At 41.8% G+C, this 14,038-nt stretch carries 9 protein-coding genes and 1 tRNA gene; 1 reads left to right on the forward strand and 9 read right to left on the reverse strand.

The window, feature by feature from the left end:
* Positions 1 to 170: 170 nt before the first annotated feature.
* From RCH61_RS03290 to RCH61_RS03305, 4 genes are all read right to left on the reverse strand, one after another.
* A tRNA-Leu gene (locus RCH61_RS03290) sits at positions 171 to 253 on the reverse strand.
* A 142-nt stretch (positions 254 to 395) separates the two neighbouring features.
* Positions 396 to 1,667 carry a diaminopimelate decarboxylase gene (locus tag RCH61_RS03295; protein ID WP_306479857.1) on the reverse strand — a complete coding sequence of 424 codons (1,272 nt, stop codon included), beginning with the start codon at positions 1,665 to 1,667 and terminating at the stop codon, positions 396 to 398.
* A 68-nt stretch (positions 1,668 to 1,735) separates the two neighbouring features.
* Entirely contained in the window at positions 1,736 to 3,172 is a 1,437-nt protein-coding gene (gene pyk, locus RCH61_RS03300; protein WP_306479858.1) for a pyruvate kinase, read from the reverse strand.
* Between the two features lie 67 nt (positions 3,173 to 3,239).
* The gene (locus tag RCH61_RS03305) at positions 3,240 to 4,085 is read right to left on the reverse strand and encodes a hypothetical protein (RefSeq protein WP_306479859.1); all 846 of its coding nucleotides are present in this window, start codon (positions 4,083 to 4,085) and stop codon (positions 3,240 to 3,242) included.
* Between the two features lie 311 nt (positions 4,086 to 4,396).
* Between RCH61_RS03305 and RCH61_RS03310 the strand changes: the two genes are divergently transcribed.
* Positions 4,397 to 8,656: a 2-hydroxyacyl-CoA dehydratase gene (locus RCH61_RS03310; protein ID WP_306479860.1), complete on the forward strand. Its 4,260-nt coding sequence runs from the start codon at positions 4,397 to 4,399 to the stop codon at positions 8,654 to 8,656.
* Between the two features lie 204 nt (positions 8,657 to 8,860).
* Here the strand turns inward: RCH61_RS03310 and RCH61_RS03315 are convergent, their stop codons facing one another.
* The 5 genes from RCH61_RS03315 to RCH61_RS03335 form a co-directional block, all read right to left on the reverse strand.
* The gene (locus tag RCH61_RS03315) at positions 8,861 to 9,511 is read right to left on the reverse strand and encodes an HAD family hydrolase (RefSeq protein ID WP_306479861.1); all 651 of its coding nucleotides are present in this window, start codon (positions 9,509 to 9,511) and stop codon (positions 8,861 to 8,863) included.
* 43 nt (positions 9,512 to 9,554) lie between these two features.
* Complete coding sequence (locus RCH61_RS03320) at positions 9,555 to 10,058, reverse strand: GreA/GreB family elongation factor (RefSeq protein ID WP_306479862.1); 504 nt, start codon at positions 10,056 to 10,058, stop codon at positions 9,555 to 9,557.
* 161 nt (positions 10,059 to 10,219) lie between these two features.
* On the reverse strand, positions 10,220 to 11,758 hold the full coding sequence (gene gpmI, locus RCH61_RS03325; protein ID WP_306479863.1) for a 2,3-bisphosphoglycerate-independent phosphoglycerate mutase: 1,539 nt from the start codon (positions 11,756 to 11,758) through the stop codon (positions 10,220 to 10,222).
* Positions 11,759 to 11,927: 169 nt separating this feature from the next.
* The gene (tpiA, locus tag RCH61_RS03330) at positions 11,928 to 12,674 is read right to left on the reverse strand and encodes a triose-phosphate isomerase (protein ID WP_306479864.1); all 747 of its coding nucleotides are present in this window, start codon (positions 12,672 to 12,674) and stop codon (positions 11,928 to 11,930) included.
* A 33-nt stretch (positions 12,675 to 12,707) separates the two neighbouring features.
* On the reverse strand, positions 12,708 to 13,907 hold the full coding sequence (locus RCH61_RS03335) for a phosphoglycerate kinase (RefSeq protein ID WP_306479865.1): 1,200 nt from the start codon (positions 13,905 to 13,907) through the stop codon (positions 12,708 to 12,710).
* Positions 13,908 to 14,038 lie beyond the last annotated feature (131 nt).

Here is a 14,038-nt window from a genome sequence, read left to right on the forward strand (position 1 = left end):
ACACTCAGTTTACACTACTACATATATACCATAACATTTTATTCCAACAATGGCAAGCATTACTTTTTATAATTGTATACACGTATACTATATCTTTTTTGACTGATGATTTCTTCTTAAACAAAAAAGTACTGTGAACGATTGTCCACAGTACTTTAATCATGAATTAATGCGGATGGTGGGACTTGAACCCACACGTAGTCACCTACGCAAGATTTTGAGTCTTGTGCGTCTGCCATTCCGCCACATCCGCATAATGGTTTCTTCGTGAAACCATTAATAATTATATCACCTGCATGTCCATATTGCAAGCTTTTTTATCATTTAAATTCAAAAAATTTTATGATGTTATAATCATCTAATTTTATAAATACAGAATGATTTTATATCATAATCTATTTTATAAGTTTTTTCCCAATCTCAAAACAATCGAATGTCGAGAAATAATCTGACGGTGTTTCTGCACGTCTGATCAATTTTACTTCTCCATCCTCTTTCAGGAGAAGTTCTGCAGATTTCAATTTACCGTTATAATTATATCCCATCGCAAATCCATGAGCGCCTGTGTCATGAATCACAAGATAATCTCCTCTGTCGATTTCCGGAAGCATTCTGTCAACAGCAAACTTGTCATTATTTTCACACAAAGAACCGGTCACATCATATTTATAGTCGCAAGGCTTATCTTCTTTTCCAAGCACGGTAATGTGATGATATGCTCCATACATTGCCGGACGCATTAAATTTACAGCACATGCATCCACACCGATATAATTTTTGTATGTGTTCTTTTCGTGAATTGCTTTCGTCACAAGACAGCCGTACGGTCCCATCATGTAACGTCCTAATTCTGTATAGATAGCCACATCTCCCATGCCTGCCGGAACAAGCACTTCCTCATACACCTTCCGAACACCCTCTCCGATTGCATAGATATCGTTTGGTTCTTGATCCGGTCGATACGGGATTCCGATTCCACCCGAAAGGTTAATGAACTTAATATGAACTCCCGCTTCTTTCGAAAGTTTCACAGCCTGCTCAAACAACACTTTTGCAAGCATCGGATAATAATCATTTGTAACCGTATTACTTGCAAGGAATGCATGCAGTCCGAATTCTTTTGCACCCTTCTCTTTTAAAATTTTATACGCTTCCAAAATCTGTTCCGGTGTCATGCCATACTTGGCATCACCCGGATTATCCATAATATCATTGCTGATTTTAAACAATCCGCCCGGATTAAAACGGCAGCTAATCGTCTCCGGAATATGCCCGATTGCTTTCTCTAAGAAATCAATATGGGTAATATCATCAAGGTTGATGATCGCTCCCAGTTTCTCTGCATAAATAAATTCTTCTTCCGGAGTATCATTTGAAGAAAACATAATGTTTTTTCCTGTAATCCCAAGAGCTTCCGACATCATAAGCTCCGTATAGGATGAGCAGTCGCATCCGCAGTCATACTCCTTCAAAATATCGATCAAAAACGGGTTCGGAGTTGCCTTCACTGCAAAATATTCTTTATAACCTTCATTCCACGAAAACGCTTCTTTCAGCGCTTTTACATTTTCTCTGATTCCTTTTTCATCATAAAGATGAAAAGGAGTCGGGTATGTTTTCACAATTTCTTCGACCTGTTCTTTCGTCACAAAGGGTCTTTTCTCCATCTTCTCTCACTCCTCATATTCTCTTATCATCAGTTTGTATTCCTGTCTGTTTCTCTTATATATATAAACTATTCTACCGTAGCAATCCTCATCATATTACTTGTAGCGCTTCTCTCTTTTTTTACATTCGGGGACGGAATTCCTGCAGTGAGTACGACAACCTCTCCCGGTTCTACAAACTGTTTCACTTTCGCCAGTTCAATCGCACCATCGCAAATATCGTCCGTTGTATTAAACGCCTGAGACTTAATCGGTCTGACTCCCCAATAAATAGACATTCTCCGAAGTGTTCTCTCATTTGGCGTTACCCCTAAAATAACTTGACGCGGACGTAAATTCGATACAACCCTTGCAGTTGCTCCTGAAACCGATGGAGTAATGATACATTTGGCATTCAAATTCGAAGCCGCCAATACAGAGGAATAACCAATCGCACTTGACAAACCGCTCTTCAAGTGACCCCCTGTTTTTCCCAGTATCTCATCGTAATCCAAATGCTGCTCTGTATTTTGGATAATATGCACCATCATCTGAAGCGCTTCTAACGGATATTTTCCCTGTGCTGTCTCTCCTGAAAGCATTACCGCATCTGTACCGTCATATACCGCATTGGCAACATCTGTTACTTCAGCTCTTGTCGGACGCGGATTACGCATCATCGAATCAAGCATCTGCGTAGCCGTAATAACCGTTTTAAAATTCGTGTTACATTTCTGAATAATCATCTTCTGAAGGTATGGAACTTCTTCCGCCGGAATCTCAACGCCGAGATCTCCTCGCGCAACCATAACGCCGTCTGCCGCACGGATAATTTCATCAATATTTTTAATCCCTTCCGCATTCTCAACTTTCGCAATAATCGGGATGTACGGCGCACCAAGTTCTTTCAAATACGCCTTGATCTCAAGAACGCATTCCGCATTTCTTACAAAAGAAGCGGCAATAAAATCGATTCCCTGTTCCACACCAAACCGAATATCATCTTTATCTTTCTCCGTAATCGCAGGCAATCTAACTGCTACATTCGGTACGTTTACCCCTTTTCGCTCTCCAAGTTCTCCGCCGTTAATAACTTCGCAGAAGATATCTTTTTCATTTTTTCCAATAACTTTCAGTGCGATCAGTCCGTCATCAATCAGAATTACTTTTCCTGCGTCCACATCATGAACAAGACCTTCATAAGTAATCGAAACTTTTGTTTCATCCCCTTCAATCTGTTCGGTCGTCAAAATAAACTGTTCTCCTTCTTTGAGCATCAGTTTCTTTCCGCCTTTTAACACACCCGTACGAATCTCCGGTCCTTTTGTATCGAGAAGGATCGCCGTATTTGTGTTCAGTTCCTGGCGAAGCTCTTTAAGCAAATCCATCCTGCCCTTTTGTTCCTCATGATCACCATGTGAAAAATTAAAACGAGCAACGTCCATTCCATTTTCAATCAGCCTTTTCAGCAGTTCTCTGTCATTTGTATTCGGTCCCATTGTGCAAACTACTTTTGTCTTTTTCATCAATCCATTCTCTCCTTTATCATCTATATCATCTGTCAGTCTATTCACATAACTAATTAACAGAATGTCACTTTACATGTTCATGGGTAAATAAATGATCCTGGCAATATTCATAATTACCATTACATTTTGAACAAAAGCGAAATTCAAGGCACGGATCATCCAGCTCCGTACGCCCACATACCGCGCAGCGATGTTTTGCTCCATTAGCATATTTCATATGCGGTGAGGACTGTTGTTTAAATTTGGCTTTTCGCGCGCGTTCCTTCGGCGAATATCTGCTCAAATTGCGCGTTGATAAAAAGAAAATAATAAAGTTTAAAACAGACGCAATAATCGCAATTCTTGTTACCATAGTTCCTGAAACAATTCCGTATAAAATCATGACACCGTATACAAGTCCCATCCATTTCATCTTAATCGGAATAATAAAATACAACAACACTTCCATATCTGGATAAGTCACTGCAAATGCCAGGAATATCGACATATAAATATATGAAACGCTAAACAGCCCGCTTCCAGTCAAGAGCAATGTCTGTCCCCCTGCAAAAGCAGCTCCATATGTCGTACACAAAATTCCATATAAAATAAATGCTCCGATCACAGTGAACAGCATTCCCGAAATAATATATACATTATAACGGAATGTTCCCCATGTACGCTCAAGCGTTGTTCCAAGCGAATAATAAAGCCATACCATCAGCAGGAAATAAATGGGTTTGTCCGCAGGAGCCACAAAAATCCATGAGACAAGTCTCCAAATCTGCCCTTTCAATATCAATCCAGGTTCCAGTGTCATCCACTGAAGAAGCTCCGGCATAAGAAATCTTGTTATATAACCGATCCCATATGCAAGAAGCAAATACAGCGTCAAATTACTTATCGCATAACGCCCGATCTTTTTTTCCATTTTGTCAAACCAGTTCAAGAATCATTACCTCACCTTTTTAACATTTTTATCTAATTGTAACTTTCACCTATCTGTTTGTCAAACATATGTTGCCCCTTTTCACACGTTTAACACAATCTTTATGTAAAATAACTATATAAAGTAACATTATTAAAGAAATCCCGCATAATAATAACGATTGTATTTCCAAAAATGATGTCGTATAATGTAAAAAGTTGTAAAGTAATATTATACATTTAATAGGTAGAAACTCTTTTTTCAGAGCTTTCTTTTTATTCAATAATTATTTTTTAAAGTTTGGAGATAAAGCAATGAACTTAAATGAATTACATACTCTTGGTATTGATATCGGTTCTACCACGGTTAAAATTGCAATTTTAAACAATGAAAATGAAGTCCTTTTTTCAGACTACGAACGTCATTTTGCAAACATTCAGGAAACATTATCCGATTTGCTCGGCCGAGCGCTCTATAAACTCGGACCGATTCAAGTTTCCCCTGTCATTACAGGAAGCGGCGGTCTGACGCTCGCCAAACATTTAGGCGTTCCTTTCGTTCAGGAAGTAATTGCCGTCTCAACTGCATTGCAGGACTATGCTCCACAGACTGATGTAGCCATAGAACTTGGCGGAGAAGATGCTAAGATCATCTATTTTGAAGGCGGAAATGTAGAGCAGCGTATGAACGGAGTCTGTGCCGGAGGTACAGGTTCTTTTATTGACCAAATGGCATCTCTTCTGCAGACAGACGCCTCAGGATTAAACGAATACGCTAAAAATTACAAAGCACTCTACTCGATTGCTGCCCGATGCGGTGTTTTCGCCAAATCAGATATCCAGCCGCTGATCAATGAAGGGGCTTCAAAAGAAGACCTTGCAGCTTCTATTTTTCAAGCTGTTGTAAACCAAACAATCAGCGGACTCGCCTGTGGAAAGCCGATTCTCGGACATGTCGCATTTTTAGGCGGACCACTCCACTTTTTATCAGAACTTCGAGAAGCGTTTATCCGCACTTTAAAATTAGATGATGAACATATCATTGCGCCAAACCATTCCCATCTGTTTGCCGCAATCGGTTCTGCCCTAAATTCTAAAAAGGATACTCCGGCAGCTCTCCGCGAACTGCAAAATCGTCTTGCAAACAAAATTAAAATGGATTTTGAAGTAGAACGTCTTGATCCTCTGTTTGCCACAACGGCAGATTATGAAGAATTCATTTCCCGCCACAACAAACACCAGGTTCCGGTAGGAGATCTTGCTACCTATAAAGGAAAAGCGTTTTTAGGTATCGATGCCGGATCTACAACGACAAAAGCTGCCCTTGTAGGCGAAGACGGAACCCTTCTCTACTCCTTTTATCATAATAATGACGGAGATCCTCTCGGAACAACAATCTCCGCGATCAAAGATATTTATCGACTTCTTCCCGAAGATGTGGAAATCGTCCATTCCTGTTCTACAGGTTACGGAGAAGCTTTGATCAAAGCCGCTTTAATGCTCGATGAAGGAGAAGTGGAAACTGTTGCCCACTACTATGCGGCAGCATTTTTCGAACCCGATGTAGACTGCATTCTCGACATTGGCGGTCAGGACATGAAATGTATCAAAATTAAAAATCAGACCGTAGACAGCGTGCAGCTTAACGAAGCCTGCTCTTCGGGCTGCGGATCTTTCATTGAAACCTTTGCAAAATCTTTAAACTATACTGTCGAAGACTTTGCGCACGAAGCGCTCTATGCCCACAACCCGATTGATCTGGGAACCCGCTGTACTGTTTTTATGAACTCCAAAGTAAAACAGGCACAGAAAGAAGGCGCTTCTGTAGCTGATATTTCCGCCGGACTCGCCTACTCTGTCATAAAAAATGCTCTTTTCAAAGTTATCAAAGTATCCGATGCTTCCGAACTTGGAAAGCACATTGTCGTACAGGGCGGAACTTTCTATAATAATGCAGTTCTTCGAAGTTTTGAAAAAATTGCCGGATGTGAAGCAATCCGCCCCGACATTGCCGGAATCATGGGCGCCTTCGGAGCTGCGCTGATTGCCAGAGAGCGCTACGGAGAATGCAAAGGAACAACCATGCTTTCGATTGAAGAAATTTGCTCTCTTGAGTATTCTACAACGATGACAAAATGTCGCGGATGTACAAATACATGCCGCCTTACGATCAATCATTTCAGCGGCGGACGAAAATTTATAACCGGAAACCGCTGCGAACGTGGTCTTGGAAAAGAGAAAAACACAAATACGATGCCGAACTTATTTGATTACAAATTCCATCGTTATTTTGATTACGAACCGCTTTCCGAAGAAAATGCCAAACGGGGAATCATTGGAATCCCGCGTGTACTTAACATGTATGAAAATTATCCGTTTTGGTTTACATTTTTTACGAAGCTTGGATTCCGCGTCATACTTTCTCCGGCTTCCACGAGAAAGATTTATGAACTCGGAATCGAATCCATTCCGAGTGAATCCGAGTGTTATCCGGCAAAACTGGCTCACGGACACATCCAATGGCTTATCAATCATGGGATCAAACATATTTTTTACCCTTCCATCCCATATGAAAGAAACGAATTCGAAGATGCAAACAACCATTACAACTGTCCGATCGTTACCTCTTATCCGGAGAACATCAAAAACAATATTGATCCCATTATTGAAAATGAAATTGATTTTATCCATCCTTTCCTCTCCTTTAAAAACGAGGAAACGATCGCTTACCGCCTGTGCGAAGAATTAGAAACAAAATTTTCTCTTTCTAAAAGCGAAATTTACGCCGCTGTACATGACGCATGGAACGAACTTGCTTCCTGCCGTGAAGATATGCGACGCAAAGGTGAAGAAACGATTAAATTTTTGAATGAAACCGGAAATCGGGGGATCGTTCTTGCCGGAAGACCGTATCATATCGACCCTGAAGTCAACCACGGACTTCCTGAAATGATCCTTTCTTACAATATCGCCGTATTGACAGAAGATTCCGTCTCCCACCTTCATCCGGTGGAACGGCCGCTCAACGTAATGGATCAGTGGATGTATCACTCCCGACTGTATGCCGCGGCAAACTATGTAAAAACAACCGAAAATCTTGATCTGATTCAGTTGAACTCCTTCGGATGCGGTCTTGACGCCGTCACAACTGATCAGGTCGCAGATATTTTAACAAATTCAGGAAAGATTTATACAACCTTAAAAATTGATGAGGTAAACAACCTGGGGGCAGCCCGAATCCGTGTACGCTCCCTGCTCGCGGCAATCCGTGTACGCGAACAAAAGAAAAATGATCGTACTATCCACTCTGCCGCAATCCAAAAAGTACCGTTTACAAAAGAAATGAAAGCCACCCATACGATTCTCTGCCCGCAGATGTCTCCTATTCATTTTGAAATGCTTGAAGCTGCGTTCAGAGGCTCAGGATATCATTTTGAGGTTCTTCCCAATGATAATAAGCAGGCAGTAGATGTCGGATTAAAGTATGTAAATAACGACGCCTGCTATCCGTCTCTGATCGTTGTCGGTCAGATCATGGAAGCGCTCCTTTCCGGTAAATATGATCTTGATAAAGTAGCCGTTATCATCACTCAAACCGGAGGAGGATGCCGCGCTTCTAACTACATCGGATTTATACGGCGCGCCCTGAAGAAAGCCGGATTCGGTCATGTTCCGGTGATTTCTCTGAACTTAAGCGGACTGGAAGGAAACCCTGGATTTAAATTAACCCCTTCCCTGATCCTTCGAATCGTGTACGGAGCACTTTTTGGCGATATTTTCATGAAATGTGTATATCGCATGAGACCATACGAAGCCGTCCCCGGTACAACGGACAAAATCCACCGCAAATGGGCTGAAATATGCAAAGAATTTATTTCAAAAGGCTATCCTTCCCGCCACAGATTCAAAAAACTTTGCCGGGAAATCATCCATGACTTTGACACGATCGAAACATTAGATATTAGAAAACCGCGCGTTGGTATTGTCGGAGAAATCCTTGTGAAGTTTCTTCCTGCTGCTAATAATCATCTTGCAGAACTTTTGGAAGCTGAAGGCGCCGAGGCAGTTGTACCTGATTTGGCAGACTTTTTACAATATTGCTTTTACAATCAGAATTTCAAGGTGTCTCATCTTGGAATGAAAAAATCAAAAGCATTTGCCGGACAGCTCGGTATCCGAACAGTTGAATGGTTCCGATCTCCTGCCACAAAAGCTTTCGCTGCCAGCAGCCACTTTGCTCCGCCTGCAAGAATCGAACATTTAGCCGAAATGGCTTCCAATATCGTATCACTCGGAAATCAGACTGGAGAAGGATGGTTTCTTACCGGAGAAATGCTGGAGTTAATTGAAAGCGGAGCAGAAAATATCATCTGTACTCAACCTTTCGCCTGCCTTCCAAACCATGTCGTAGGAAAAGGAGTTATTAAAGAACTTCGCAGACTTCATCCACAATCAAACATTGTCGCCATTGATTTTGACCCAGGCGCAAGTGAAGTCAACCAATTAAACAGAATTAAACTGATGCTTTCCACTGCATTTAAAAATATGGAAAAAGATCAGGCAACTCAAAAATAAAAAAGGAATTATATTTCCTATATATACAAATCACCGGAAGCGCCAAAAGGCATATTCCAGGATTGTAAGCGGTCGCCAAGGTCTCGGGCAAACCCAGACTTTGGCTCATCGCCAGCAAAAAGCGAGACAGTCTGACAGTCTGCCCCGCTTTCTCTTAACAAATTTTTTATCCCTTCCATAGCTATAACGCACATGCATCCATATTCAGCCTTCAAGCATGGAAATCACTTCTTTTGGAGTTTCCGCCAGCACCTCTGCTCCCGACTGCTCCAGTTCTTCCTTTGATCCATACCCATACAGTACACCTATACTATGCAGTCCTGCACGTTTTGCTCCAATCATATCATGGGAACGATCTCCGATCATGACAACTCTATTACGTTCCTTGATCTGACAGCTATCTAAAACATATTCGATCACTTCATACTTATCTGTCCGGCTTTCATCCATACACGCCCCTCCAATTAATTCAAAATATTCAGAAAAGCCGAAATAATCTGCGATCTGCCTTGCAAATATTTCCGGTTTTGAAGTTGCTACAGCCAGACGGTATCCTTTTTCTTTCAAATTCCTCAGCGTTTCCATTACGCCGTCGTAAACACGATTTTCAAAAATCCCTTTATCCTTGTAGTATTCTCTGTAATCTACTACCATTTTAGCGCCCTCGGCATCTGTCAGCCCGCACACTTTACAAAACTGCTCCCGAAGAGGCGGTCCGATAAAGCTTCTCAGTTGTTCTTCTGAAAGCATCGGAAGGCTGTTTTTTTCAAGAGCATACTTTATACTGTTCATAATCCCCAGCGCAGAATCAGTAATAGTTCCATCCAAATCAAAAAATATCATCTCATATTTCATACTTTATCCCTCCGAAAATCAAGAATCGATCACTCTGAAAAAGTCAAAAACTGCGAATATGATCTTCCTCTTCACTCTGCGTCTTGATTACTTTTTTTACAACAATATAATATCCAAAATCATCGTTCACTTTTACAAAAACACGATCCCCTTCCTTATGCCCGAGCAGCGCTTTTCCGAGCGGAGATTCGATACTCACTAATCCATTCAAAGAGCTCCCCCTCACAGAGGTCACGATCCGGTATGTTTCCACTTCTTCATCATCTTCACAGTATACTTCTACTGTATTGTTCAGACCGATTTCATCTTCTTTTGAATGATCTTCGACAATTACCGCAGTCTTTAACATTCGTTCCAAATAACGAATACGGCTTTCATTCCTGTTTTTCTCCTTCTTTGCCGCGTGATATTCAAAATTTTCACTCAGATCGCCATGGGATCGTGCCTCTTTTACAGCTTCGATCAATTCCTTTCTTTCCACAAGTTTACGATGCTCGATCTCTGCCTGTATTTTCTCTACATCGCTCTTTGTCAATTTTTCCCGCATTCTTTTCCTGCTCCTTTATACCTGCCTTGCGCGGCAGATTTTTCGTTACTTCTTAACAATAAAAACAATGGTCACTTCTTCATATAAACGACAGACCCCGAATTCTCGAGGTCTGTACTGTCTTAAATAACTTCATTCTTTTACAGAAACATAAAAAGCGCTTATTTTACAAGAAGTGATTTTCCTGTCATCTCTTTCGGCTGTTCCATTCCCATCAGCTCGATCAGTGTAGGTGCAATATCTGCAAGACATCCGCCTTCTCTGAGTTTATAAGAAGGCTCTGCATTGACAAGAATAAACGGTACCGGATTTGTCGTGTGAGCAGTAAACGGTTCTCCTGTCTCTTCATCGATCAACTGCTCTGCATTTCCATGATCCGCACAAATAAACATCTGGCCGTTTACTTCCTTCACAGCTTCTACCGCTCTTCCGACACACTCATCAACTGCTTCGATCGCTTTGATTGCAGCCGGTTCAACGCCTGTATGACCAACCATGTCAGGATTTGCGTAGTTAATAATAATAACGTCATATTTATCAGATTTGATTGCAGCAACGAGCTTATCGCTTACTTCATAAGCGCTCATCTCAGGTTTCAGATCATATGTTGCCACTTTCGGAGATTTTACAAGAATTCTGTCCTCTCCTTCATTCGGTTCTTCTACGCCGCCATTGAAGAAAAATGTCACATGAGCGTATTTCTCTGTCTCTGCAATACGAGCCTGCTTCAGTCCATTTGCCGCGAGGAATTCACCAAATGTATTTGTAATCTCTTCTTTTACAAACGCAACAAGTTTATTTTCGATTGTTACATCATATTCTGTGAAACATACATAAGTTGTTTTCACCCGTTCTCCTCTGGCAAAACCGTCAAACTGATCATCACAGAATGTTCTTGTGATCTCTCTTGCGCGATCCGGTCTGAAATTGAAGAAGATCATCGAATCGCCGTCTTTTACTGTCGCTGTCGGAGCGCCGTCTTTCAGCACTACAAACGGTTCTACAAACTCGTCTGTTTTCTCATTGTCATAAGATGCCTGAATTCCTTCAAGCGCCGATGCAGCTTCAACACCTTCGCCTTTCACCAAAGCGTTGTATGCTTTTTCTACACGATCCCAACGGTTATCACGATCCATTGCATAGTAACGTCCTGATACGGATGCAACTTCACCTACTCCGATCTCTTTCATCTTAGCTTCCAGCTCCGCCACGTAATCTTTTCCTGATGCCGGAGGTGTGTCTCTTCCATCAAGGAAACAGTGTACATAAACTTTCTCGATTCCCTGCTTTTTCGCCAGTTCAAGCAAACCGTAAATATGAGTATTGTGGCTGTGAACTCCACCGTCAGACACAAGTCCCATCATGTGAAGAGAAGAATTGTTTTTCTTCACATTTTCACATGCTGCAAGAAGTGCCTTATTTTCAAAGAAGTCTCCGTCCTGAATTGATTTTGTGATCTTTGTCAGATCCTGATATACAATTCGTCCTGCACCCATATTCAAATGTCCAACTTCTGAATTTCCCATCTGTCCTTCCGGAAGTCCGACTGCCATTCCACTTGCATTTCCTTTTACAAACGGGCACTCTGCCATCAGCTTGTCCATTACCGGAGTCTTTCCTTCTGCTACTGCATTCCCCTTATCATCAGATCTTAATCCATATCCGTCTAATATCATCAATACGGTTGGTTTTTTACTCATATCCATATCTCCTTTAACTGTACATTTGTAGTTTTCATTCCGCTATTTATTGTACCTTCTTTTTCTTTGTTTTGCAAGCACGAACAGACCGGACTATCGCATTTATGCATCCGTCCGGTCTGTTTATAAATTTAATCCCGTATTTATTTTACGAAATATTTCCGAAAAATTAGTAATTTACGATTTTTCCGAAATCAGCTTTCAGAGAAGCGCCTCCTACAAGGCCTCCGTCGATATCAGCCTGTGCAAACAGCTCTGCTGCGTTTCCTGCATTTACAGAACCGCCGTACTGAATACGGATTTCTTCTGCTGTTGCATCGTCATATACTTCTGCAACGCACTCACGGATTGCCTTACAAACTTCCTCTGCCTGCTCTGTTGTAGCTGTTTTTCCTGTTCCGATTGCCCAAATCGGCTCATAAGCGATAACCATTGTTTTTGCCTGCTCGGATGTAACATTCTGAAGCCCTACTTTTACCTGCTGACGGATGAAATCCATTGTCACGCCCTGCTCTCTCTGCTCAAGAGACTCACCGCAGCACATGATCGGTGTAATGCCGTGCTCAAATGCTTTCAGTACTTTTTTATTTACATCTTCGTTTGTTTCACCGAAGTAATCTCTTCTCTCAGAATGTCCGAGAACAACGTATTTTACACCTGCATCTACAAGCATAGCCGGAGAGATCTCGCCTGTATAAGCGCCGCTCTCTTCAAAATACATATTCTCAGCTCCAACCTGAATGTTTGTTCCTTTTACAGCTTCAACAACCGGTACGATATCGATTGCCGGAACACAGAATACAACATCTACTTCCTCGTTTGCTACGAGCGGTTTCAATTCCTCTACAAGTGCTACCGCCTCGCTCGGAGTTTTGTTCATTTTCCAGTTACCTGCAATAATTTTTCTTCTTGCCATTTTATTATTCTCCTTCTTCTAGACCGCTTTCATTTATTTATCGTTAGCTGCCGCTACACCCGGAAGTTCCTTTCCTTCAAGGAATTCAAGAGAAGCGCCGCCGCCTGTAGAAATATGTGTCATCTTATCGCCGTATCCAAGCTGATTTACAGCCGCTGCGGAATCACCGCCGCCGATAATTGTAACAGCTTCTGTATTTGCAAGAGCTTCTGCAACAATCTTTGTTCCTTCTGCAAATTTCGGCATCTCAAAGCATCCCATTGGTCCGTTCCAAACAACTGTTTTTGCGGATTTCACTGCCTCTGCAAAGATTTTTGCTGTTTCCGGTCCGATATCAAGACCCATCCATCCGTCCGGGATTGCATCGCGGGAAACAACTTTTGTATTTGCATCATTTGAGAATGCATCCGCTACGATCGTGTCAACCGGGAGAAGAAGTTTTACTCCTTTTTCCTCAGCTTTCTTGATCATATCAAGCGCATACTGAAGATAATCTTCCTCAAGAAGAGATGCTCCTACACTTCCGCCCTGAGCCTTTGTAAATGTATAGCTCATTCCTCCTCCGATGATCAATGTATCTACTTTATCAAGCAGATTATTGATAACAGAAATTTTGCTGGAAACTTTTGCACCTCCAAGAATTGCAACAAACGGTCTCTCCGGATTCTCTACTGCATTTCCGAGGAAATCGATTTCTTTTTGCATAAGATATCCTACAACTGCTGTATCAACATACTCTGTAACACCAACGTTTGAGCAGTGTGCTCTGTGAGCTGTACCAAATGCATCATTTACAAATACATCACAAAGAGAAGCCAGTTCTTTGCTGAACGCCTCTCCGTTCTTTGTCTCTTCTGCTCTGTAACGTGTATTCTCAAGAAGAACTACATCTCCGTCATTCATCGCTTCTACCGCAGCTTTTGCATTCGGTCCTACAACTTCCGGATCTGCCGCGAATTTTACTTCCTGTCCGAGAAGCTCGGACAATCTTACTGCTACCGGCGCAAGAGAAAGTTCCGGTTTCGGCTCTCCCTTCGGTTTTCCAAGGTGGGAACAAAGGATGACCTTTCCTCCGTCTGCAATCAATTTTTTGATTGTAGGAAGAGCTGCCACAATACGGTTCTCATCTGTAATCTTGCCGTCGATAAGCGGAACATTAAAGTCACATCTTACAAGAACTCTCTGTCCTTTTACATTAATATCATCTACTGATTTTTTATTAAGAGCTGCCATTATCATTGCCTCCTGATTTTTTTCTGAAGATTCATAACAAAACGGAGTCCGGTCCTACAATAAGACCGGACCCCGTTGTGAGCCATTTTCATAACTGTTCGGCGCAACACTGCCTGTCCGCCAAAACAACT

The organism is Mediterraneibacter sp., assembly GCF_030825015.1.
GTDB lineage: Bacteria > Bacillota > Clostridia > Lachnospirales > Lachnospiraceae > Mediterraneibacter.

Excerpts from the sequence above, each read along its gene's own strand:
- RCH61_RS03335 (WP_306479865.1), bottom strand. The coding sequence starts at position 13,907 with ATGGCAGCTCTTAATAAAAAATCAGTAGATGATATTAATGTAAAAGGA.
- RCH61_RS03305 (WP_306479859.1), bottom strand. The coding sequence starts at position 4,085 with ATGGAAAAAAAGATCGGGCGTTATGCGATAAGTAATTTGACGCTGTAT.
- tpiA (WP_306479864.1), bottom strand. The coding sequence starts at position 12,674 with ATGGCAAGAAGAAAAATTATTGCAGGTAACTGGAAAATGAACAAAACT.
- RCH61_RS03315 (WP_306479861.1), bottom strand. The coding sequence starts at position 9,511 with ATGAAATATGAGATGATATTTTTTGATTTGGATGGAACTATTACTGAT.
- RCH61_RS03295 (WP_306479857.1), bottom strand. The coding sequence starts at position 1,667 with ATGGAGAAAAGACCCTTTGTGACGAAAGAACAGGTCGAAGAAATTGTG.
- gpmI (WP_306479863.1), bottom strand. The coding sequence starts at position 11,758 with ATGAGTAAAAAACCAACCGTATTGATGATATTAGACGGATATGGATTA.
- RCH61_RS03320 (WP_306479862.1), bottom strand. The coding sequence starts at position 10,058 with ATGCGGGAAAAATTGACAAAGAGCGATGTAGAGAAAATACAGGCAGAG.
- RCH61_RS03310 (WP_306479860.1), top strand. The coding sequence starts at position 4,397 with ATGAACTTAAATGAATTACATACTCTTGGTATTGATATCGGTTCTACC.
- pyk (WP_306479858.1), bottom strand. The coding sequence starts at position 3,172 with ATGAAAAAGACAAAAGTAGTTTGCACAATGGGACCGAATACAAATGAC.